Origin of the sequence: Pseudomonas sp. stari2 (assembly GCF_040760005.1) — a bacterium.
Taxonomy (GTDB): domain Bacteria; phylum Pseudomonadota; class Gammaproteobacteria; order Pseudomonadales; family Pseudomonadaceae; genus Aquipseudomonas.
This window is the reverse complement of sequence record NZ_CP099760.1, coordinates 4,651,561-4,671,979: the sequence shown is the minus strand read 5'-3', so window position 1 is coordinate 4,671,979 and position 20,419 is coordinate 4,651,561. Positions and strand designations below refer to the sequence as shown.

The window sequence follows — 20,419 nt, the reverse complement described above, 5'->3', positions numbered from 1 at the left end:
AAAAAGTTCTAGATTTATTCTTCAAACCATTAATATAGTTATATACCGTCGCTGATGCCCGTGGCGTCTACCTGCTTTGAGGGATTCATATGAAGCTTCAACAATTGCGCTACATCTGGGAAGTGGCGCACCACGACCTCAACGTTTCCGCTACAGCCCAAAGTCTCTACACCTCGCAACCGGGCATCAGTAAGCAAATCCGTCTGCTGGAAGACGAACTGGGCGTCGAAGTGTTCGCCCGCAGCGGCAAGCACCTGACCCGCGTCACCCCGGCCGGCGAGCGCATCATCACCACCGCCGGTGAGATTCTGCGCAAGGTCGAGAGCATCAAGCAGATCGCTCAGGAGTTCTCCAACGAGAAGAAAGGCACCCTGTCGATCGCCACCACTCACACCCAGGCACGTTACGCACTGCCGCCGGTGATCAGCAACTTCATCAAGCAATACCCGGACGTGGCACTGCACATGCACCAGGGGTCGCCGATGCAGATCGCCGAAATGGCCGCTGACGGCACCGTGGATTTCGCCATTGCCACCGAGGCGCTGGAACTGTTTGGCGATCTGGTGATGATGCCGTGCTACCGCTGGAACCGCTGCGTGGTCGTGCCTCAGGGCCACCCGCTGACCAAACTGCCGAAGCTGACCCTCGAAGCGCTGGCCGAATACCCGATCGTGACTTACGTGTTCGGCTTCACCGGTCGCTCGAAACTCGACGAGGCTTTCAGCCATCGTGGCCTGACGCCGAAAGTGGTGTTCACCGCCGCCGACGCCGACGTGATCAAAACCTACGTACGCCTGGGTCTGGGTGTCGGCATCGTGGCGAAAATGGCGGTCGATACCAAACTCGACAACGACCTGGTGGTGCTTGATGCCAGCGAGCTTTTCGAGTCCAGCGTGACCAAGATCGGTTTCCGTCGCGGCACTTTCCTGCGTGGTTTCATGTGCGACTTTATCGAGAAATTCGCGCCGCACCTGACTCGCGACGTCATGGCCAAGGCCATCCAGTGCCACAACAAGCAGGAACTGGAAGAACTGTTCGAAGGCGTCGAACTGCCCGTCCACTAAGCCCCTGTCTAGAGCACCTCGGTGACAGCGAACTGTTGCCGGGTGCCCGCCACCAGAATCTCCACCTCATCACCCTCGAACTTGCCCAGCAGGCTTTTGCCCAGCGGCGAGCGCGGGGTGATGACGGTGACCGGCTGACCGACCACGTCTACTTTCAGGCCCGCCGCATCCGGCGCCAGAAACAGCCATTGCTCGCGACCCTTCTCGTCTTCCAGACCGAGCAGGGTACCGATTTCAATCCCGCGTTGATCGTCATAGGCCCGCAGCGTCAGGTTCTGGCAGACCGCCAGTGCCTGGCGGATCTCCTCGACCCGTTTCGCTTGCCCGGCCGCCAGGTACGACGCCTCAAGCCCCAGGGTGTCGTACTTGTTTTCAGCGATGTTCTCTTCGTGGGTCGCGGTTTCGTATGCGGTTTGTGCCGCGCGCTCGGCGATGTCGAGGTCGACGCGCAGTTTGTCGAGAATCAGTTGGTGGACGGCGTACTTGTTCATGATCAATCGCAGAATTGCAGGACGTTGGCGCGGCTCTTTTCGCTCGGAGCAGTCTGATCCTGCTGGAGCCAGAACTGGCATTTCGGGTTCGACTGGTTGCGCGTGCTGCTGCGGGCCTGATCCAGGCGATTCTGCTGTTCGTTCTTGCGCAGGTTTTCTTCGTATTGTTCGAACAGACGGTTTTGCGGCTCGGATTCTGATTGTGGCTGGGTGGCCACCGGTGGCTTGCTCAGTTGTTGCACTGCATCCGCCACCGGTTGCAATTGACGGCTGAACAGTATTGAAGCGAGCCAGCAAGTCAGCGCAATGGCCAGAAAACCCAGCCACAGGCCCAGGGCAATGCTGCCGGTCAATTGCAGCGCGCTAAGCTGGACAGGCAAGGGGCGACGCGTATTGGGGCGATAGGGCATGGCTGCCTCCTGGCGGATGATTGCGGGCAAGTGGCGATTGTCGCACGAAGATTAATCGTCGTCGGCTCTTCTGCACGCAGACATTTATGCGGACAATCGTCGCTTTTGCCAACGGGAGTCTTGAATGCCGCAACCGAAAACCCGCTGGGACATCTTTTGTACCGTGGTCGACAACTATGGCGACATCGGGGTGACCTGGCGTCTGGCCCGGCAACTGGTGGCCGAGCATGCATTGGCGGTGCGGCTGTGGGTCGATGACCTGCGCGCGTTCGAACGGATTTGCCCGGAACTCGACATCAATCTCGACTCGCAATGGCAGCAGGGTGTCGAGGTCCGGCACTGGCCGGCAGAATGGCCGGAAACGGACGCCGCCGACGTAGTGATCGCGGCGTTCGCCTGCCAGTTGCCGGGTGTCTACATGGACGCCATGGCCGAGCGGATAACGCCGCCATTGTGGATTAACCTCGACTATCTCAGCGCTGAAGACTGGGTGGTCGGCTGTCACGGTCTGCCGTCGGTGAAGTACAAGTCCGTGCAGAAGATCTTTTTCTTCCCGGGGTTCCAGGCGGGCACTGGCGGGTTGTTGCGTGAAAGCGGATTGCTTGTGCGACGTCAGCGGTTTCAGCAGGATCCCGAGGCGCAACGACAATTCCTGCAAACACTGGGAGTTGTTACTGCGCCCGGTACGCAATTGATTTCGCTGTTCGCCTACGAGAATGCCGGACTCGCCAGTTGGCTGGATGTGCTTGCGGCAGACTCGACGCCCACTTATCTGCTGGTGCCGGAGGGACGGATTCTGGGTGATGTTGCACGCTGGCTCGGCGTTGAGTCGTTGACGGTCGGCGCAGTGCATGTCGATCGGTCACTGACCGTGCAGGTACTGCCGTTCGTCCGACAGGATCAATACGATCAACTGTTGTGGTGCTGCGATTTCAACGCAGTGCGCGGCGAAGACTCATTCGTACGGGCGCAATGGGCGGGGCGGCCGATGCTGTGGCACATCTATCAGCAGGACGAAGATATCCATCTGGACAAGCTCGATGCCTTCCTCGCGCTCTATGGAAAAGGTCTTTCGACTGAAGCTGCCGAGGCGATGAACGGTCTCTGGCGGGCCTGGAGTGCCGGGAAGCCTATCGGCGAGAACTGGCTTGAGGCCCGTAAATATTGGCCGGAACTGCAGGAAAATGCCGAAGCATGGTGTCTGGAACAGGCCTTGCAGGCCGATCTTGCGACGGCGCTGGTACAGTTTTACCGAAATTGGATATGATACGCGGCCTAGATTTTTGTAAATCCCATCCAAATTCGGATATTCGCAATGAAAACTGGTAAAGAACTCAAACCCGGTACCGTGATCCGTATCGACAACGATCCTTGGCTGGTTCAGAAAGCTGAATTCACCAAGTCGGGCCGTAACAGCGCGATCATGAAGACCAAGCTGAAGAACCTGCTGACCGGTTACAAGACCGAAACCGTTTACGGTGCGGACGACAAGCTGGACGACGTGATCCTGGACCGCAAAGAAGCGACCCTGTCCTTCATCAGCGGTGACACCTACACGTTCATGGACACCACTGACTACACCATGTACGAGCTGAACGCTGAAGACATCGAAAGCGTTCTGCCATTCGTGGAAGAAGGCATGACCGACGTTTGCGAAGCCGTGTTCTTCGAAGAGCGTCTGGTTTCCGTAGAGCTGCCGACCACCATCGTGCGTCAGGTTGACTACACCGAAGGTTCCGCTCGCGGTGACACTTCCGGCAAGGTGATGAAGCCTGCCAAACTGAAGAACGGTACCGAGCTGTCGGTTGCTGACTTCATCGAAATCGGCGACATGATCGAGATCGATACCCGCGAAGGCGGTTCCTACAAAGGCCGTGCTAAATAAGCACTGTTTTTTGCGGAAAGAAAAAGCCCGACCATTGAGTCGGGCTTTTTTGTATCTGATGAAAATTACTTCTTCAGATGCTGTTTCAGTTCTTCCGAAGCTTGCAGCATCGCCGAGCGCACCGCCGGTACCTGGCTGACCACGTTGAGCAAACCGTAGTCGTGGATCATGCCGTTGTAGCGCGCTGAAGTCACCGGCACCCCGGCTTCGTCGAGTTTTCGGGCGTAGGCTTCACCTTCGTCACGCAGCACGTCGGCCCCGGCGGTCTGCACCAGTGCAGGCGGCAGACCTTTCAATTGTGCAGTCGTGGCCCGCAGCGGCGAGGCGTAGATCTCGTTACGCTGGTTGGCGTCGGTGGTGTAGTTGTCCCAGAACCACTTCATCATGTTGCGGGTGAGGAAGTGCCCCTCGGCATATTGGTTATACGAACCAGTGTCGAAATTGGCATCGGTCACCGGCCACAGCAACACCTGGAGCTTGATTGCCGGCGTGCCTTTGTCTTTGGCCATCAAGGCGACGACTGCCGCCATGTTGCCGCCGACACTGTTGCCCGCCACCGCCAGACGCTTGCCGTCGACGTTGATCTCTTTGCCGTGTTCGGCCACCCACTTGGTTGCCGCGTAAGCCTGGTTGATCGCCACCGGGTAATGCGCTTCCGGCGAAGGGGTGTAGTTGACGAATACCGCCGCTGCCCCTGAGCCGACCACCAGATCCCGCACCAGACGTTCGTGGGTCGGGAAATCTCCCAGCACCCAGCCACCGCCGTGGAAGAACATGAACACCGGCAACTCGCCCTTGGCCCCGGCCGGACGGACGATGGTCAGGCTCAACGGTTGGCCATCGACCTGGATGGTCTTCTCGCTGACATCGGCTTTGGGCAGCGTCAGTTTGACCCCGGACTGCGCGCCCGTCAGTACGGCGCGGGCGTCTTTGGGCGTCATCTGTTCCATCGGTTTGCCGGTGCCGGCGTTCAGCACATCGAGGAACGCCTGGGTGTTGTGTTCAACCTCCCCGGCAAATGCGCTGTGGATGGACAGAGCGAGAAGAGTACCGGTCAAGACTTTGCTGAAAGTGTTCATGTTCATTTCCTGTTCGGGCCTGGGTGTCAGTGATTACACGGTGACGTGCAGGCGTACATCGACATTGCCACGGGTGGCGTTGGAGTACGGGCAAACCTGGTGAGCCGCGTCGACCAGACTTTGCGCGTCAGCCTGTTCCAGGCCTGGAAGGCTGATGTGCAGGTCGATGTCCAGACCGAAACCGCCAGGAATCTGGCCGATACCGACGTGAGCGGTGATCGAGGCGTCGTCCGGGATTTTGCGTTTGGTCTGGCTGGCGACGAATTTCAGCGCGCCGATGAAGCAGGCCGAGTAGCCGGCAGCGAACAGTTGCTCAGGGTTGGTAGCTGCGCCACCGGCACCGCCGAGTTCTTTCGGGGTGGCCAGTTTGACGTCGAGAATGTTGTCGCTGGAGATCGCACGACCGTCACGGCCGCCAGTGGAGGTTGCGATTGCGGTGTAGAGAGTTTGCATGGTGTGAGCCTCATTAAGTGTGGTTTGTTGCGCTAATTGTTTGCGCGCTAACTAGGTGCGAAGTAAATGTACTGCGCGAATATTTAGCGCGCAAGATAAATTTTTGAAAAGATCGGCAATTGGCACTTGGATCAGGTGGAGTTGTGATCTCAAGTTTTTGATATATAGGATTTTTTTAACGTAAACGAGAGGAAAAATTTTTTCGTGGGTAAGCCGGGAAGGGGCGATTCGCCTACAGGCGCAAGGCTGCGCCCGTAGGGAAGGGAAGGTCTTAAGCGAGGCTGTCCTGCAAATGACCCCGTAAGGCCTGCAACTCGGCTTGCAGGTTTTGCAGACGCTCCAGCGTGAAGCCACTGGCACCGAGGATGCATTGTGGAACGGTTCGGGCCTTGTCTTTCAAGGCGCGTCCCTGGGCAGTCAGTTCAACAATCACTACCCGCTCATCCTCACGGCTTCGCGTACGGCTCAGCAAACCTTCACCCTCCAGACGCTTGAGCAGCGGGGTCAGCGAGCCCGGATCGGTCAGCAGGCGCGTACTGATTTCTCCGACAGTCAAACCATCCTTCTCCCACAAAACCATCATCGCCAAGTATTGCGGATAGGTCAGCCCAAGCGCTTGCAGCAGTGGCTTGTAGACCTTGGTCATCATCAGCGAAGTGGAATGCAGGGCGAAGCAGGCCTGATTGTCGAGCAGCAGGTCTTCGCAGTGATCGGAGGTGTCGCGGTCGTTGGTCATGTCGGTGCCTTGAACGGTGATACCGATGAATCTAGCGCTCGAATCTTTAATGCGCCAGACAATTGTGCCCGGTGGCGAAATCGGTCAGTGCCGGCCCAACTCTCGTTGCAGGGCCAGATCCCACGGCGGCACTGGGCTGAACCGGGTCTTGAGGTATTCCAGCAACAGGCGGCTGCGGGAGCTGGCCTGCTGTTGCAGCCGCAGCGCGTAAATGCCGGCGCTTTCCGGTGTTGGCAGGCCATTTTCACAAAACAGCGGCAGCAACTCGCCACGCAACAGGTATTCGCTGGCCAGCCAGGTCGGCAGATGCGCAATCCCAAGCCCCGCCAGTGCGCCGCAGACCAAAGCCTCGGCGTTGTTGGCGCTCATGCGCACCCGTGCCGGGCGGTGCAATTGCATCTGTCCGTCCTGCTCGAAACGCCAGGCGAAAGGTGGGGCGAGGCCGTCCCAATCGAGGCCGTCATGCTCGCTCAATTGCGCGGGCTCGCCCGGCACGCCTCGACGCTTCAGGTAGTCGGGGCTGGCGCAGGCAATGCGCACGATGCTCGCCAATGGTGTGGCCACCAGGCGAGTGTCAGCCATCTGTCCGGCACGCAGCACCAGATCGACCTTGCCCAGGTTCGATCCGTCCATGTCGACGAAGCTGTCTATCAGGTGCAGTTGCACGTCGAGTCCCGGATACAGCACCAGAAAATCGGCAATCACCGGGGCCAAATGCCGACGCCCGAATGCCGCCGGCGCATCCACCCGAATCAAGCCTTCCGGCGCGCTGCTCAGAGACACCGCTTCAGCCCGGGCCAGTTGCAACTCCGCCACGATGCGCCGTGCCCGTTCGGCAAACGCAAGACCGGCCGGCGTGGCGCGCACCGCATGAGTACTGCGGATAAACAACTGGCTGCCGACAGCGCTTTCCAGACTGTCGATGCGCCGGGCAACGGCCGAGGGCGTCAGCGGATGTCGCCGTGAAGCAGCAGAAAAGCTGCCGCTCTCCAGCACATCGAGGAACAGTCCAAGTTGTTCGGTCAATTGATTGGGATTCATCGATCAGCTCAGCGCCTATGCGAATTTGGCAAAGCCATTGTGCGTTGCTATGCGTTTCCGTGCCAGCACCGACTGCGTACGATGCGCTGACTGACGTATGAGGAATGCCGCTGTGATCGATTTTATGCTGTACCTGGTATTTGGCGCCGCCCTCGGCACTTTGGGCGGGATATTCGGCATCGGCGGTGGCTTGATTGCCATTCCGCTGCTGGGCGTGTGGTTCGGGCTTGATCAGCAAATCGCCCAAGGCACGGCGCTGGTGATGGTGGTGCCGAATGTGATGCTGGCGCTGTGGCGTTATCACCAGCGTAACCGCATCGAACTCCGCCATGCATTGCCGCTGGCAGTGATGGGATTCTGCTTTGCGTGGATCGGCTCAATCTGGGCCGTGGGCATCGACGCACAAACCATGCGCATCGGCTTTGTCGCGTTCCTTGTAGCGTTGTCGGCCTACAACCTGGTGCGCATGTTTGGCGCGCGTCAGGCAGCAACTTCCGAGATGCGTTATTCGTGGCCATGGCTGGGCGTGCTCGGCGCAGCGTCGGGCGCCATGGGCGGCTTGTTCGGCGTCGGCGGGGCGGTGGTGGCGACGCCGGTGTTGACCAGCCTTTTCGGTACCACTCAGGTGGTCGCTCAGGGGTTGTCGCTGGCATTGGCGTTGCCGAGCACCGGCGTGACGCTGGTGACGTACGCGGTGCATCACGAAGTGGACTGGATGATCGGCCTGCCGCTGGCCGTTGGCGGGCTGGCCAGCATCAGTTGGGGCGTGAAAGTGGCCCACGCAATGCCGGAAAAACTCCTGCGCGGGCTGTTCTGCGGGTTCCTGGTGCTGTGTGCGGTGATGCTCGCCTTTAAAGTTTAAAGCCTTCGACGATGTGCTCGGCCAGGCATTCGGTGATCGGCGAGGGATTGTTGAGGTTGCGGATCAGCATGATGCTGGCCTCGGGCAACAGTGGCAGATTCTCGGCGGCCCCGAGAATCCGCAGGTCCGGGGTGATCAGGCTTTCCAGCTGCGCGGTGATCGCCAGACCCGCGCTCACCACCGCCATCAACGCCGACAGGCTGGTGCTGTTGTAGGCAATCCGGTATTCGCGGCCCATCGCGTCCAGCGCGTTGCAGGCCCACAGGCGACAGAAACAATCACTGTTGAACATCGCCAGCGGCAACGGCGTCTGCTCGTGGGCGCTGAAATTCTGCGCCTCGGCCCAGACAAAGCGCTCCTTGCGCAGCAACTGGCCAATCTCATTACCTGGCTCGCGGGTGACGATCGACAGATCCAGATCCGTGCGTTGCAGCAACTGTTTGGTCGACTCGCAGTGCACTTCAATCTGGATCAGCGGATAGAACTGGGCGAAACGCGACAGGATCCCCGGCAGAAACCGCATCACATAGTCGTCCGGCGTACCGATTCGCACCGTACCAACCATGTGCGGTTCGCGCAGTGTGTTGAAGACTTCGCTGTGCAGTTTCAGGATGCGCCGTGCGTAGCCGAGCAACACTTGGCCCTCGGCAGTGAGGCGCACCTGACGTCCGTCGCGCTCGAACAACTGGCGCTGCAACACGTCCTCTTCCAGACGCTTCATCTGCATGCTCACCGCCGACTGAGTGCGGTTGACCATTTCGCCGGCGCGGGTAAAACCTCCCTGATCGGCAATTGCGACAAAGGTGCGCAGGACATCGGTATCGATACTGGGGTACGCCGACAATTGATGAATCTCCGTGATGCTTGCCATCAGAAACATTCGTTGGATTGATCGTAGCCCCAGCGCGAGACTTGAGCCATCCCTAAAGGAGGGCAACACGATGAAAGGTCAAAAACTGTATGTGAGCGATGAAAGAGTGCCGGTCCATCTGATTTCCGATCTGCTGCACAAGTTTAGCCGCTGGTACGAACTTCACCGTGAACGCGAGCTGCTCGCCAGTCTGAGCGACGAGGCTTTGAAGGATATCGGGGTCAGCCGTGCCGATGTCGAGCATGAAGCGATTCGGCCGTTCTGGGACGATCCGATGCATAAATGATGAGGCCACCGCTACACAAACCATATTGCAGTGAGGTAGGTTGCGAGCAGCCATGGAGGTACACATGCCCGCGACTTTGTCCTTTTCCCTTAAACAGGCTCGACGTCTGGCACTGGCTGCCCAAGGGTTTCACGGGCGCCAGCCGCCGGCTGTCAAAGCTCTGCACGTCAACCGGCTGATCGAACGCCTCGGCCTGTTGCAGATCGACTCCGTCAACGCCGTGGTGCGCTCGCACTACCTGCCGCTGTTTTCCCGTCTCGGTTCTTATTCTGCTGACTTGCTCGACCAGGCTGCCTGGAGTTCGGGGCGACGTCGTTCGCTGTTCGAATACTGGGGTCATGAAGCGTCGTTGCTGCCGCTGTCGATGTACCCGTTGATGGGCTGGCGAATGCAGCGGGCCAGGCGTGGTGAAGACATCTATCAGCAACTGGCGCGTTTCGGCCGCGAGCAACAGGACACCATTCGCCGGGTGCTGGCGTCGGTCGAGGAGCAAGGCGCATTGGGCGCCGGCAGTCTGTCGACCCGCCAGGAAAAGGCTGGACCGTGGTGGGACTGGAGCGCGGAAAAACATGCGCTGGAATGGCTGTTTGCCGCTGGCGAAGTCACCGTGGCCGGGCGCCGTGGGTTCGAGCGGCTGTATGACTTGCCGGAGCGGGTGATTCCGGCTTCTGTGCTGCAACAGCCGTTGCCCGATGAGGCCGAGGCGCAGCGCGGTTTGCTATTGCATGCAGCGCAGACGCTGGGTGTCGGCACGGAAAAAGACCTGCGCGATTACTTCCGCCTGAACCCTTCCGATGCCCGCCCGCGTCTGGCGGAGATGGTGGAAGACGGGCAACTTCTGACCTGCGAAGTTGCTGGCTGGCGCCAGATTGCCTACTGCCTGCCCGAGCCGAAAATCCCGCGAAAAGTCGAGGCCAGCGCATTGCTGTCGCCGTTTGACTCATTGATATGGGAGCGCAGTCGCACCGAGCGGCTGTTCGATTTCCGCTATCGGCTGGAGATTTACACGCCGCCGGATAAACGTGTTTACGGCTATTACGTGCTGCCGTTCCTGCACAACGAACGGATTGCTGCGCGGGTCGATCTGCGCGCCGAGCGGGCGGCGGGGCGGTTGACGGTGCATGCCGTACACGAGGAGGAAACGGGACTGGACGAGGCGGGGATGCTGGCCTTGGCGCTGAATCTGCGGCGGATGGCAGATTGGCTGGGACTTGAGCAGGTGCAGCTTAATTGTCAGCGCGAAAGTGCGGGTCGGCTCCGGATGGCTATGGTTCAGATCGGCGCTGATTGAACTGGCCTCATCGCCAGCAGGCTGGCTCCCACATTGAATCTGTGTCGTACACAAAATTAAGTGGGAGCTAGCCTGCTGGCGATAGGGGCGATGCGGTTTAACGGCGAACTTGCTTCAGCGTCTCGGCAATCAGAAACGCCAGTTCCAACGACTGATCGGCATTCATCCGCGGGTCGCAATGGGTGTGATAGCGATCCGACAATCCATCTTCAGTGATTGGCCGCGCGCCACCGATGCACTCGGTGACGTTCTGCCCGGTCATCTCGATGTGGATGCCGCCGGCGTAGCTGCCCTCCGCTTCATGAACCTGGAAGAACTGTTTCACCTCACCAAGGATCTGCGCGAAGTCGCGGGTCTTGTAGCCGCTGCTGGCCTTGATGGTGTTGCCGTGCATCGGGTCGGAACTCCACAGCACCTGCTTGCCTTCGCGCTGCACCGCGCGGATCAGCGCTGGCAGGTGATCGCCGACCTTGTTCGCACCCATCCGCGCAATCAGGTTGAGGCGGCCCGGATCGTTGTCCGGGTTGAGCACATCGATCAGGCGGATCAGGTCGTCGGGGTTCATGCTCGGGCCGACTTTTACACCGATCGGGTTGTTCACCCCGCGCAGGAACTCGACGTGGGCGCCGTCGAGCTGACGGGTGCGGTCGCCGATCCACAGCATGTGCGCCGAGCAATCGTAGTAGTCGTTGGTCAGGCTGTCGCGGCGTACGAAGGCTTCTTCGTAGTTCAGCAGCAGCGCTTCGTGGGCCGTGAAGAAACTGGTCTCGCGCAGTTGCGGCGAGCTGTCCATGCCGCAGGCACGCATGAACGCCAGGGTTTCATCGATGCGGTCGGCGAGGTGGCTGTACTTCTCGGCCAACGCCGAGTTGGCGATGAAATCGAGGTTCCACTTGTGTACCTGATGCAGGTCGGCAAAACCGCCCTGGGCGAAGGCGCGCAACAGGTTGAGGGTCGCGGTGGACTGGTGATAGGACTGCAGCAGGCGCTCCGGATCCGGTACGCGGCTGGCCGAGTCGAAACCGATGCCGTTGACGATGTCGCCCCGGTAGGCCGGCAGGGTCACGCCGTCGATAGTCTCGTCGTTGGCCGAGCGCGGCTTGGCGAACTGGCCGGCCATGCGCCCGACTTTCACCACCGGGCAACCGGCGGCGAAGGTCATGACGATCGCCATTTGCAGCAGCACTTTAAAGGTGTCGCGGATCTTGGCGGCGGAAAACTCGGCAAAGCTTTCCGCGCAGTCGCCGCCCTGCAACAGGAACGCCCGGCCCTGGGTGACTTCGGCAAACTGACGACGCAACTCGCGCGCTTCGCCGGCAAACACCAGCGGCGGATAGCTGGCCAGCGTCTGCTCGACCTGGCGCAGGTGCGCGGCGTCGGGGTATTGGGGTTGTTGCTGGATCGGCAAGGCGCGCCAGCTGTCAGGGCTCCAGGGTTGGTTCATCACGGTCTCTAAGGTTCTACGCACGGACGGCCATGTTAGCAGCAATTAGTGCGTGACCTGCTCCCGCCGCTTCGCCGACAATCGCCGCTTTGCCACGGCGCCACAGCGGTGCCATCGCGTCACCGCGCCCGGTGACCACCAGGAGATGAAATGACTGAGGAGCGCGTCGAGCTGTTGCTCGCCGAGGTACAGGATGAGTTCGGCGTGATTCGCGTGCTGGAAGTGGCCGACTACCGCTTTCTGGAGTTCGGCGATGCGATCGAGCAAAGCTGCGTGTTTACCGCCGACCCGAGCTGGCTGGAGTACGACTACACCCGGGCAATGCTGATTGGCGCGCTTTGCCATGAGCAACCGGAGAGCGCGTTGTTTCTCGGGCTGGGCGCGGGGACGCTGACCCAGGCCTGCCTCAAGTTCCTGCCGCTGGAAGATGTCGAAGCTATCGAGCTGCGCCCGGACGTGCCGCGTCTGGCTATCGAATACCTCGGGCTGGATGACGATCCGCGTCTGTACATCCGCGTTGGTGATGCAATCGAACTGTTGCCGACGGCCGAACCCGCGGATCTGATCTTCGTCGACCTCTACACCGATGTCGGCCCGGGCGCCGCGCACCTTGCGTGGAATTTCCTCGGTGACTGTCAGAAACGTCTGAATCCCGGTGGCTGGCTGGTGATCAACCAGTGGGCCACCGATGACGGAAAACCTCTGGGGGCGGCGCTGTTGCGCGGGCTCTATCACCGGCATTACTGGGAACTGCCGGTGAAGGAGGGCAACGTGATTCTGATCGTGCCGGCGGATCTCGATCAGGTGCTGGACATGCAGGCGCTCACCGCGCGAGCTGAAGCGCTTGCGCCGAAGCTGGGTTATTCGCTGGCGTCGTTGATCAAGGCAATTCGCCCGGCAACCTGAGCCTCAAATGCCCTTGAAGACCCCCGGTCTGCGCTCCACCAGCGAACGCACACCTTCTTTGGCATCCTCGGTTGCCAGCAATTTCTTCACCAGCGGCGGCAAGCTCTGCGCCGCGGCGGTCTCGCCCTCATAGCGCGCCTGACGCGCCGACATCAGCGTCGCCTGCACCCCCAGCGGCGCCTGTCGGGCAATCCGTTCGGCCAGTTCGATGGCGCGCGGCAGCAAGTCTTCGCTGGCCATGACTTCCTGCACCAGACCCAGGCGCAACGCATCATGGGCATCAAATTCGTCGCCGGTCAGCAGCCAGCGCATGGCATTGCCCCAGCCAGCGACCTGGTGAAAGCGCAACGTCGCACCGCCGAACGGAAAGATCCCGCGCTGTACTTCCATCTGGGCGAACCGGGTATTGCTGGCGCACAGGTTGATGTCGGCGGCGAGCATCAGCTCGATGCCGATGGTCAGGCAATAACCCTGCGCGGCAACGATCACCGGTTTGCTGACCCGTGGCCCGACGAACACTCCCCACGGATCGCAACCGCCGGATGGCACCTGCCAGCCTTGGGCCAGGGCGGAACTGGCATTCACCAGATCGAGCCCGGCGGTGAAGTGCTCACCATGCCCGAACACCACAGCCACCCGCGCATCGCTGTCGGCCTCGAATTCACCGTAGGCCAGGGCCAGGTCATTGAGCAGATCCAGATCGAAAGCATTGCGCTTGGCTGCACGGTCCAGACCAATCAAATGGACGTGACCGTGGCGCGCACGGCTGACGCGGCCGGGGCAGGGCTGATTCATGGGTGTTTCCTCGGACGGAAAGAAAGGGTGCAGCGACCAGATGCCGCACATCGGTGAATCGTTTAAGCGCCATCGCCCGCAGGGCCGGGGTCTTTGAAAAATAGACCTTTGCCCGATTATCCGCAAAACCCCGTTACACAGCGGTGACAACTGTATTTCACCGATAAAAAAAGCTCCCTTTTTGGGCAAATTCCGGTATAGTGCGCGCCGGCCTTTAACCGGGCCGCGTTTAGGTAGCGCAATTCCCCGAAGTCAGCTTCGGCTGCACGTCCGCACTGCGGGCTCTTCCTTGACGATTCTTTTTCATTCATTCGTTTTCGCAAATCCCCGCCGACAAAGCTGCCAGGGCGACTCTTGAGTCTCAACACGGCATGTGCAGCTTTGGAGCATGGGTCTTTGCGGATGCACTTAGAGGCAGACCCATGACCCAGGAAATCGGCGGCTTCGCCGCTCTTGAACTTCATCCCAATATTGTCGCTGCAGTAGTCGCTACCGGCTATGAAGAGCCTTCGGCCATTCAGCAGCAGTCGATCCCGATCATCCTCGCCGGTCACGATATGATTGGTCAGGCGCAAACCGGTACCGGTAAAACCGCTGCCTTTGCCCTGCCTATCCTGCACCGCATTGATCCGTCCAAGCGCGAGCCGCAAGCTCTGATCCTGGCCCCAACTCGTGAGTTGGCGCTACAAGTTGCAACCGCTTTCGAAACCTACGCCAAGCAAATGCCGGGCGTAACTGTTGTGGCTGTCTACGGCGGCGCGCCGATGGGCCCACAATTGAAAGCAATCCGTAATGGCGCACAGATCGTTGTCGCCACTCCGGGCCGTCTGTGCGACCACCTGCGTCGCGACGAAAAAGTGCTGCAGACCGTGAACCACCTGGTTCTCGACGAAGCAGACGAAATGCTCAAGCTGGGCTTCATGGACGACCTCGAAGTCATCTTCAAGGCCATGCCGGAAACCCGTCAGACCGTATTGTTCTCGGCGACCCTGCCGCAATCGATCCGTGCCATCGCCGAGCGTCACCTGCGCGATCCAAAGCACGTGAAGATCCAGAGCAAGACTCAGACCGTTACCGCGATCGAACAGGCTCACCTGTTGGTTCACGCTGACCAGAAGACCTCTGCCGTTCTCAGCTTGCTGGAAGTGGAAGATTTCGACGCTCTGATCATGTTCGTGCGCACCAAGCAAGCGACCCTGGATCTGGCCAGTGCTCTCGACGCCAAAGGCTACAAAGCCGCGGCGTTGAACGGTGACATCGCCCAGAACCAGCGTGAGCGCGTGATCGACTCGCTCAAGGATGGCCGTCTGGACATCGTTGTGGCGACCGACGTTGCCGCCCGTGGTCTGGACGTTCCGCGCATCACCCACGTGTTCAACGTGGACATGCCGTACGATCCGGAATCCTACGTGCACCGTATCGGCCGTACCGGCCGTGCCGGTCGCGAAGGCCGCGCGCTGCTGCTGGTGACGCCTCGTGAGCGTCGCATGCTGCAAGTGATCGAGCGTGTAACCGGTCAGAAAGTTGCCGAAGTACGTCTGCCGGACGCCCAGGCCGTTCTCGATGCCCGCATCAAGAAACTGACCAACAGCCTGTCGCCGCTGGTGGCTGACGCCGAATCGACTCACGGTGATCTGCTGGATCGCCTGACCGCCGACATCGGTTGCACCCCGCGTGCCCTGGCTGCCGCTCTGCTGCGCAAGGCCACCAATGGTCAGGCGCTGAACCTGGCAGCGATCGAGAAGGAACGTCCACTGGTGCCGAACAGCGCTCCACGTGGCGACCGTCCTGAGCGTTCCGGTGATCGTCCGGACCGTGGTGATCGCGAGCGTCGTGCTCCGATGCCGCTGGGCGAAGGCCGTGCTCGTTGCCGTACCGCGCTGGGCGCGCGTGACGGTATCGCGGCGAAAAACCTGCTGGGCGCCATCCTCAACGAAGGTGGTCTGGCACGTGAAGCCATCGGTCGCATCCAGGTGCGTGACAGCTTCAGCCTCGTCGAGCTGCCGGAAGATGGTCTGGACAAGCTCCTGACCAAGCTGAAGGACACTCGCGTTGCCGGTAAGCAGTTGAAGCTGCGTCGCTACCGCGAAGATTGATCCGCCCTTGGGCTGATTGATCGAACATAAAAAAATCCCCGACTGGTTCGGGGATTTTTTTTGCCTGCGATTTGAGCTGGGAAATGAGCGCCTCAGCCGAAACGGTAGATGTCCATGCCCAGCGCGCCCATGGTGAACCCTTGGTGCGCAATGCTGAAATCACCGCCGGCGCCGCGGGCGAAGTACAGTGGCAACAGATGCTCGTCGCTCGGATGGCTGCGCACGGCGTTAGGCGCTTGCTGGCGGTAATCGTGCAGGGCGACTTCATCGTTGGCGGCGAGCTTGTCGACTATCCAGTCGCGGAATTCCCGGGCCCACGGCTCGACACTTTCCGGGCCGGCATGCCAGTCCAGTTCACGCAGGTTGTGGGTGATGCTGCCGGAACCGATCAACAGAATGCCCTGGCTGCGCAGACTGGCCAGCGCCTGGCCGACCCGGGTCTGCAACATCGGGCCGCTACGGCTGGGCAGGGACACCTGAACTACCGGGATATCGGCTTGCGGATACATCAGCGACAGCGGTACCCACACCCCATGGTCGAACGGTCGTTGCGAGTCGAGACGCGCGGGCAGGTTGTTGACGATCAGCAGTTCGGCGACCTCTTGCGCCAATTGCGGATTGCCCGGTGCCGGGTACTGCACTTCAAACAATGCACGGGGGAAACCGCCGAAATCGTGCCAGGTTTCCGGTTGCGGATGGCTGCTGACCAGCAGCTCATGGCTTTCCCAGTGGGCGGAAACGATGACGATGGCTTTCGGGCGTGGCAGTTCGGCGGCCAGGCGCGCCAGGGCCGGGCCACTGGCGCCGGGTTCCAGTGTGAGCATGGGTGAGCCGTGAGAGATAAACAGGCTGGGAAACATGGAAGGGTTCCTGAGCGTTAAGATGGTTCATCTTCAGTCAGTTCATTGATCTAATTCCAATATAAGTTTTAACGCTTTTTGATCGAATTCTTAGGAGGAACCATGCAGCCGGAGTTTTGGCACAAGAAGTGGGAATCGAATCAGATCGGCTTTCACCAGCCCGAGGTGAACCCGTATTTACAGCGGCATTGGCCCGATCTGAGCATCCCGGCGCAGGCGCGTGTGCTGGTGCCGTTGTGCGGGAAAAGCCTGGATCTGTTGTGGCTGGCTGGGTGTGGGAATCGGGTTCTCGGCGTCGAACTGTCGCAGAGGGCTGTCGAGGATTTCTTCCGTGAGCAGCAATTGCAGCCGCAGCTCAGCGAAGAGGGCGGCTTCAAGGTTTATCGGGCCGGGGCGATCGAGTTGTGGTGCGGGGACTTCTTCGCCTTGTCCGCGAGCGATGTGGCTGATTGCACGGCTCTGTATGACCGTGCGGCGCTGATTGCCTTGCCGCCACCGATGCGTGAGCGCTACGCGACGCACTTGCAGAATATCTTGCCGGCAGGCATACGCGGTTTGCTGATCACGCTGGATTATGATCAGGCGCGAATGCCCGGGCCGCCGTTTGCGGTGGAAGATGCCGAGGTGCAGCGGCTGTTTGGTGGCGACTGGCAGGTACAGGCGCTGGAAGAACAGGACGTATTGAGCGAAAGCGGGAAGTTCCTGGAGGCAGGAGTGATGCGCCTGGAAGAGCGGGTGTACCGGTTGACTGGTCGGTAACAGGCACAAAAAAGGCCCGCATCACTGCGGGCCTTTCGTTTTCAGCCGGGATGATCAGCCGCGACGACGCAGGGCGTCAATACGCTCTTCCAGCGGCGGGTGGCTCATGAACATGCGTGCGAACCCTTGTTTGATGCCACCGTTGATACCAAATGCGTTCAGGGTGTCGGGCATGTGCACCGGCAGGCCCTGTTCAGCACGCAGGCGTTGCAGGGCGTTGATCATCGCGCCGGTACCGGCCAGGCGAGCGCCGGCGTCGTCGGCACGGAATTCCCGTTTGCGCGAGAACCACATCACGATTGCGCTGGCCAGAATGCCCAGAACCAGTTCGGCGAAGATGGTCGCGATGTAGTACGCGATGCCCTGGCCTTCCTCGTTCTTGAAGATCACCTTGTCCACGAAGTTTCCGATGATCCGCGCGAAGAACATCACGAAGGTGTTCACCACGCCCTGGATCAGTGCCAGGGTGACCATGTCACCGTTGGCCACGTGGCCGATCTCGTGGGCCAGAACGGCCCTCACTTCGTCTTCCTTGAACCGCTCGAGCAAGCCCTGACTCACGGCGACCAGCGCGTCGTTCTTGTTCCAGCCGGTGGCGAAGGCGTTCGCTTCGTAGGCCGGGAAAATCCCGACTTCGGGCATCTTGATCCCGGCTTCGCGGGACAGTTGCTCGACGGTTTGCAGCAGCCATTGTTCGTGGCGGGTGCGCGGTTGAGTGATGATTTGCGTACTGGTGCTCATCTTCGCCATCCATTTGGAGATGAACAGCGAGAACAGCGAACCGGCGAAACCAAAGACCGCACAGAAAACCAGCAGCTGACTGAGGTTGAGGTCAACCCCGTTGGCCGCCATGAACCCGTTGAAGCCGAACAGGCTCAGGGTGATGCTGGCTATCAGCACGACCGCCAGGTTAGTGGCCAAAAACAGCAGGATGCGCATCATGGTTGTAGAAATCTCCTCAAGCTAAAGATGTAGCGTACTGCGGGGTATATAAGGTGCGGCACCGGGCGATTCAACCGAGTGACTATTTCAAACTGTGTCCTACATCGGATTCTCCGGTGTGCGGGACAATTCCTACCCCCGGAGACGACATGGATGACAGTCGTCCGCTACCCACGACCGTTGCGTCAGGCACGTGTGATCGGTACGAGTCGACAGTGTAGAAGGCGTACGGAAGGGGGCTGGGCAGAAGTGTTGCTGAATCAGACAGTGCGCAACGAAAAGGTCGTTGCGCACTGGTGGGTGGTTACTGACGGTAGGACTTGAGGAAGTTGCCGATACGTCCGATGGCCATGTCCAGGTCATCGACACGAGGCAAGGTCACGACGCGGAAGTGATCCGGCCACGGCCAGTTGAAGGCCGTACCCTGAACCACCAGCAACTTCTCGGACAGCAGCAGGTCAAGGACGAATTTCTCGTCGTTGTGGATCGGGCAGATCTTCGGGTCGATCTTCGGGAATGCATACAGGGCACCCATCGGCTTCACGCAGCTCACACCGGGAATGTCGTTGAGCAACTCCCAAGTGCGGTTGCGCTGTTCCAGCAGGCGACCTTGCGGCAACACCAGGTCGTTGATGCTCTGGTAGCCGCCGAGGGCGGTCTGGATCGCGTGCTGGCTCGGCACGTTGGCACACAGGCGCATGTTGGCCAGCATGTCGATGCCTTCGATGTAGCTGTGGGCGTTGTGTTTCGGCCCGGAAATGGCGATCCAGCCGGAACGGAAACCCGCCACGCGATACGACTTCGACAGACCGTTGAAGGTCAGGCACAGCAGGTCCGGCGCGAGCGAAGCGGTGCAGATGTGCACGGCGTCGTCGTAAAGGATCTTGTCGTAGATCTCGTCGGAGAACACCACCAGGTTGTGCTGGCGGGCCAGTTCCAGCATGCCCAGCAACACTTCCTTCGAATACACCGCGCCGGTCGGGTTGTTCGGGTTGATGATCACCATGGCTTTGGTGTTCGGGGTGATCTTGGCCTTCATGTCCGCCAGATCCGGGAACCAGTCGGCGCCTTCGTCGCACAGGTAGTGCACCGCGTTACCGCCGGCCAGGCTCACCGCAGCGGTCCACAGCGGATAGTCCGGCGCCGGCACCAGCACTTCGTCGCCATTGTTAAGGAGTGCCTGCAACGACATCACGATCAGCTCGGAGACACCGTTGCCCAGGTAGATGTCTTCGATGCCGACACCTTCTACCTGCTTTTGCTGGTAGTACTGCATCACGGCCTTGCGGGCGCTGAACAGGCCTTTGGAGTCGCTGTAGCCCTGGGCGGTCGGCAGGTTACGGATCACATCCTGGAGAATTTCGTCCGGCGCTTCGAAACCAAAGGGCGCCGGGTTGCCGATGTTCAGCTTGAGGATGCGATGGCCTTCCTCTTCCAGGCGTTTGGCGTGCTTGAGCACTGGGCCGCGAATGTCGTAGCAGACGTTGGCGAGCTTGTTCGATTTGCTGAACTGCATGGCGATGTGATCCCGAAAATGAACGATCCAGGCGGCGAATGGACAACCGTGCTGGGAATCCTGCGTCTTCACACAGGCAAGCGTCTTGAGCGGCGGTTTCCAACAATCCGTTTGAATGCGCAGGATCCCGCTGCCAGACTGGCGTGTGACGAGGCGCAATCATACGTGCCGCCCGATCCGTGGAAAAGGTACAGATCGGGCTTTTTCAGCCGCTGAGGTGTGATGATGGAAAAGATAGAAAAGACCCTGGAGGAATGGCGCGCGATGCTCGACCCTGAGCAATACAACGTGTGTCGTCTCAGTGCCACCGAGCGACCGTTCTCGGGTAAATACAACGCCACCAAGACCGACGGTGTCTATCACTGCGTCTGCTGCAACGAGCCGCTATTCGATTCCAAGACCAAATTCGACTCCGGTTGCGGCTGGCCTAGCTTCTACGCGCCGATCGGCGAGAGCGCCATGACCGAAATCCGCGACACCAGTCACGGCATGATCCGCACCGAAGTGAAATGCGCCCGCTGCGACGCTCACCTCGGCCACGTATTCCCCGATGGCCCGCCGCCGACCGGCCTGCGTTACTGCATCAACTCGGTGTGCCTGGACCTGGTGCCGCGCGAATAGCCGATGCGGGC

At 60.1% G+C, this 20,419-nt stretch carries 22 protein-coding genes; 10 read left to right on the top strand and 12 right to left on the bottom strand.

Annotated features, from left to right (window positions below; translation table 11 throughout):
- The first annotated feature begins 89 nt into the window (after window positions 1-89).
- Window positions 90-1,064, top strand: coding sequence for an HTH-type transcriptional regulator CysB (gene cysB / locus NH234_RS21275; protein WP_085700020.1), 975 nt, complete (start codon window positions 90-92; stop codon window positions 1,062-1,064).
- Window positions 1,065-1,072: 8 nt separating this feature from the next.
- On the opposite strand, the gene NH234_RS21270 is transcribed toward cysB, so the two are convergent.
- The gene (locus NH234_RS21270) at window positions 1,073-1,555 is read right to left on the bottom strand and encodes a transcription elongation factor GreAB (RefSeq protein ID WP_367254229.1); all 483 of its coding nucleotides are present in this window, start codon (window positions 1,553-1,555) and stop codon (window positions 1,073-1,075) included.
- 2 nt (window positions 1,556-1,557) lie between these two features.
- Entirely contained in the window at window positions 1,558-1,965 is a 408-nt protein-coding gene (locus NH234_RS21265; RefSeq protein WP_085730579.1) for a hypothetical protein, read from the bottom strand.
- A gap of 124 nt (window positions 1,966-2,089) precedes the next feature.
- Here NH234_RS21265 and earP point away from each other — a divergent pair, with 124 nt between their 5' ends.
- Together earP and NH234_RS21255 are read left to right on the top strand one after the other, a co-directional pair.
- Window positions 2,090-3,232 carry an elongation factor P maturation arginine rhamnosyltransferase EarP gene (earP, locus tag NH234_RS21260; protein ID WP_085730580.1) on the top strand — a complete coding sequence of 381 codons (1,143 nt, stop codon included), beginning with the start codon at window positions 2,090-2,092 and terminating at the stop codon, window positions 3,230-3,232.
- Between the two features lie 48 nt (window positions 3,233-3,280).
- Window positions 3,281-3,850, top strand: coding sequence for an elongation factor P (locus NH234_RS21255; RefSeq protein WP_003226785.1), 570 nt, complete (start codon window positions 3,281-3,283; stop codon window positions 3,848-3,850).
- A 65-nt stretch (window positions 3,851-3,915) separates the two neighbouring features.
- Here the strand turns inward: NH234_RS21255 and NH234_RS21250 are convergent, their stop codons facing one another.
- The 4 genes from NH234_RS21250 to NH234_RS21235 form a co-directional block, all read right to left on the bottom strand.
- Complete coding sequence (locus NH234_RS21250) at window positions 3,916-4,929, bottom strand: alpha/beta hydrolase (protein ID WP_367254226.1); 1,014 nt, start codon at window positions 4,927-4,929, stop codon at window positions 3,916-3,918.
- 33 nt (window positions 4,930-4,962) lie between these two features.
- The gene (locus NH234_RS21245; protein WP_034155242.1) at window positions 4,963-5,382 is read right to left on the bottom strand and encodes an organic hydroperoxide resistance protein; all 420 of its coding nucleotides are present in this window, start codon (window positions 5,380-5,382) and stop codon (window positions 4,963-4,965) included.
- Between the two features lie 271 nt (window positions 5,383-5,653).
- A complete protein-coding gene (locus NH234_RS21240) occupies window positions 5,654-6,118 on the bottom strand; it encodes a MarR family winged helix-turn-helix transcriptional regulator (RefSeq protein WP_085683430.1) in 465 nt (154 codons plus the stop codon).
- An 84-nt stretch (window positions 6,119-6,202) separates the two neighbouring features.
- Window positions 6,203-7,159, bottom strand: a complete 957-nt coding sequence (locus NH234_RS21235) for a LysR family transcriptional regulator (RefSeq protein ID WP_227233148.1) — start codon at window positions 7,157-7,159, stop codon at window positions 6,203-6,205.
- A 112-nt stretch (window positions 7,160-7,271) separates the two neighbouring features.
- On the opposite strand from NH234_RS21235, the gene NH234_RS21230 reads away from it, so the two are divergent.
- A complete protein-coding gene (locus tag NH234_RS21230) occupies window positions 7,272-8,021 on the top strand; it encodes a sulfite exporter TauE/SafE family protein (RefSeq protein ID WP_367254223.1) in 750 nt (249 codons plus the stop codon).
- Here NH234_RS21230 and NH234_RS21225 read toward each other — a convergent pair.
- Window positions 8,011-8,865: a LysR substrate-binding domain-containing protein gene (locus NH234_RS21225; RefSeq protein ID WP_170929765.1), complete on the bottom strand. Its 855-nt coding sequence runs from the start codon at window positions 8,863-8,865 to the stop codon at window positions 8,011-8,013. The two genes, NH234_RS21230 and NH234_RS21225, sit on opposite strands and share 11 nt — an antisense overlap.
- 97 nt (window positions 8,866-8,962) lie before the next feature.
- Between NH234_RS21225 and NH234_RS21220 the strand changes: the two genes are divergently transcribed.
- Together NH234_RS21220 and NH234_RS21215 are read left to right on the top strand one after the other, a co-directional pair.
- A complete protein-coding gene (locus tag NH234_RS21220) occupies window positions 8,963-9,178 on the top strand; it encodes a DUF1127 domain-containing protein (protein ID WP_085607148.1) in 216 nt (71 codons plus the stop codon).
- A 64-nt stretch (window positions 9,179-9,242) separates the two neighbouring features.
- Window positions 9,243-10,469: a winged helix-turn-helix domain-containing protein gene (locus tag NH234_RS21215; protein WP_367254221.1), complete on the top strand. Its 1,227-nt coding sequence runs from the start codon at window positions 9,243-9,245 to the stop codon at window positions 10,467-10,469.
- A gap of 97 nt (window positions 10,470-10,566) precedes the next feature.
- Here the strand turns inward: NH234_RS21215 and NH234_RS21210 are convergent, their stop codons facing one another.
- The gene (locus tag NH234_RS21210; protein WP_367254219.1) at window positions 10,567-11,913 is read right to left on the bottom strand and encodes a class II 3-deoxy-7-phosphoheptulonate synthase; all 1,347 of its coding nucleotides are present in this window, start codon (window positions 11,911-11,913) and stop codon (window positions 10,567-10,569) included.
- A gap of 150 nt (window positions 11,914-12,063) precedes the next feature.
- On the opposite strand from NH234_RS21210, the gene NH234_RS21205 reads away from it, so the two are divergent.
- Entirely contained in the window at window positions 12,064-12,819 is a 756-nt protein-coding gene (locus tag NH234_RS21205; protein WP_085730587.1) for a spermidine synthase, read from the top strand.
- A 3-nt stretch (window positions 12,820-12,822) separates the two neighbouring features.
- Here NH234_RS21205 and NH234_RS21200 read toward each other — a convergent pair whose 3' ends face one another.
- The gene (locus tag NH234_RS21200; protein WP_085730588.1) at window positions 12,823-13,614 is read right to left on the bottom strand and encodes a crotonase/enoyl-CoA hydratase family protein; all 792 of its coding nucleotides are present in this window, start codon (window positions 13,612-13,614) and stop codon (window positions 12,823-12,825) included.
- Window positions 13,615-14,036: 422 nt separating this feature from the next.
- Between NH234_RS21200 and NH234_RS21195 the strand changes: the two genes are divergently transcribed.
- Window positions 14,037-15,710, top strand: coding sequence for a DEAD/DEAH box helicase (locus tag NH234_RS21195; RefSeq protein WP_007955707.1), 1,674 nt, complete (start codon window positions 14,037-14,039; stop codon window positions 15,708-15,710).
- A 92-nt stretch (window positions 15,711-15,802) separates the two neighbouring features.
- On the opposite strand, the gene NH234_RS21190 is transcribed toward NH234_RS21195, so the two are convergent.
- Window positions 15,803-16,570, bottom strand: a complete 768-nt coding sequence (locus NH234_RS21190; RefSeq protein WP_367254216.1) for a class III extradiol ring-cleavage dioxygenase — start codon at window positions 16,568-16,570, stop codon at window positions 15,803-15,805.
- 102 nt (window positions 16,571-16,672) lie between these two features.
- On the opposite strand from NH234_RS21190, the gene NH234_RS21185 reads away from it, so the two are divergent.
- Entirely contained in the window at window positions 16,673-17,329 is a 657-nt protein-coding gene (locus NH234_RS21185; RefSeq protein ID WP_367254214.1) for a thiopurine S-methyltransferase, read from the top strand.
- 54 nt (window positions 17,330-17,383) lie between these two features.
- Here NH234_RS21185 and htpX read toward each other — a convergent pair whose 3' ends face one another.
- Window positions 17,384-18,271 (bottom strand): protease HtpX, encoded by an 888-nt coding sequence (htpX, locus tag NH234_RS21180; RefSeq protein ID WP_085730591.1) that lies wholly within the window; start codon window positions 18,269-18,271, stop codon window positions 17,384-17,386.
- 304 nt (window positions 18,272-18,575) lie between these two features.
- Window positions 18,576-19,787 (bottom strand): pyridoxal phosphate-dependent aminotransferase, encoded by a 1,212-nt coding sequence (locus tag NH234_RS21175; RefSeq protein ID WP_085710751.1) that lies wholly within the window; start codon window positions 19,785-19,787, stop codon window positions 18,576-18,578.
- Between the two features lie 225 nt (window positions 19,788-20,012).
- Between NH234_RS21175 and msrB the strand changes: the two genes are divergently transcribed.
- A complete protein-coding gene (gene msrB, locus NH234_RS21170) occupies window positions 20,013-20,408 on the top strand; it encodes a peptide-methionine (R)-S-oxide reductase MsrB (protein ID WP_085730678.1) in 396 nt (131 codons plus the stop codon).
- The last annotated feature ends 11 nt before the right edge of the window (window positions 20,409-20,419 follow it).

Excerpts from the sequence above, each read along its gene's own strand:
- cysB (WP_085700020.1), top strand. The coding sequence starts at position 90 with ATGAAGCTTCAACAATTGCGCTACATCTGGGAAGTGGCGCACCACGAC.
- NH234_RS21270 (WP_367254229.1), bottom strand. The coding sequence starts at position 1,555 with ATGAACAAGTACGCCGTCCACCAACTGATTCTCGACAAACTGCGCGTC.
- NH234_RS21265 (WP_085730579.1), bottom strand. The coding sequence starts at position 1,965 with ATGCCCTATCGCCCCAATACGCGTCGCCCCTTGCCTGTCCAGCTTAGC.
- earP (WP_085730580.1), top strand. The coding sequence starts at position 2,090 with ATGCCGCAACCGAAAACCCGCTGGGACATCTTTTGTACCGTGGTCGAC.
- NH234_RS21255 (WP_003226785.1), top strand. The coding sequence starts at position 3,281 with ATGAAAACTGGTAAAGAACTCAAACCCGGTACCGTGATCCGTATCGAC.
- NH234_RS21250 (WP_367254226.1), bottom strand. The coding sequence starts at position 4,929 with ATGAACACTTTCAGCAAAGTCTTGACCGGTACTCTTCTCGCTCTGTCC.
- NH234_RS21245 (WP_034155242.1), bottom strand. The coding sequence starts at position 5,382 with ATGCAAACTCTCTACACCGCAATCGCAACCTCCACTGGCGGCCGTGAC.
- NH234_RS21240 (WP_085683430.1), bottom strand. The coding sequence starts at position 6,118 with ATGACCAACGACCGCGACACCTCCGATCACTGCGAAGACCTGCTGCTC.
- NH234_RS21235 (WP_227233148.1), bottom strand. The coding sequence starts at position 7,159 with ATGAATCCCAATCAATTGACCGAACAACTTGGACTGTTCCTCGATGTG.
- NH234_RS21220 (WP_085607148.1), top strand. The coding sequence starts at position 8,963 with ATGAAAGGTCAAAAACTGTATGTGAGCGATGAAAGAGTGCCGGTCCAT.
- NH234_RS21215 (WP_367254221.1), top strand. The coding sequence starts at position 9,243 with ATGCCCGCGACTTTGTCCTTTTCCCTTAAACAGGCTCGACGTCTGGCA.
- NH234_RS21210 (WP_367254219.1), bottom strand. The coding sequence starts at position 11,913 with ATGAACCAACCCTGGAGCCCTGACAGCTGGCGCGCCTTGCCGATCCAG.
- NH234_RS21205 (WP_085730587.1), top strand. The coding sequence starts at position 12,064 with ATGACTGAGGAGCGCGTCGAGCTGTTGCTCGCCGAGGTACAGGATGAG.
- NH234_RS21200 (WP_085730588.1), bottom strand. The coding sequence starts at position 13,614 with ATGAATCAGCCCTGCCCCGGCCGCGTCAGCCGTGCGCGCCACGGTCAC.
- NH234_RS21195 (WP_007955707.1), top strand. The coding sequence starts at position 14,037 with ATGACCCAGGAAATCGGCGGCTTCGCCGCTCTTGAACTTCATCCCAAT.
- NH234_RS21190 (WP_367254216.1), bottom strand. The coding sequence starts at position 16,570 with ATGTTTCCCAGCCTGTTTATCTCTCACGGCTCACCCATGCTCACACTG.
- NH234_RS21185 (WP_367254214.1), top strand. The coding sequence starts at position 16,673 with ATGCAGCCGGAGTTTTGGCACAAGAAGTGGGAATCGAATCAGATCGGC.
- htpX (WP_085730591.1), bottom strand. The coding sequence starts at position 18,271 with ATGATGCGCATCCTGCTGTTTTTGGCCACTAACCTGGCGGTCGTGCTG.
- NH234_RS21175 (WP_085710751.1), bottom strand. The coding sequence starts at position 19,787 with ATGCAGTTCAGCAAATCGAACAAGCTCGCCAACGTCTGCTACGACATT.
- msrB (WP_085730678.1), top strand. The coding sequence starts at position 20,013 with ATGGAAAAGATAGAAAAGACCCTGGAGGAATGGCGCGCGATGCTCGAC.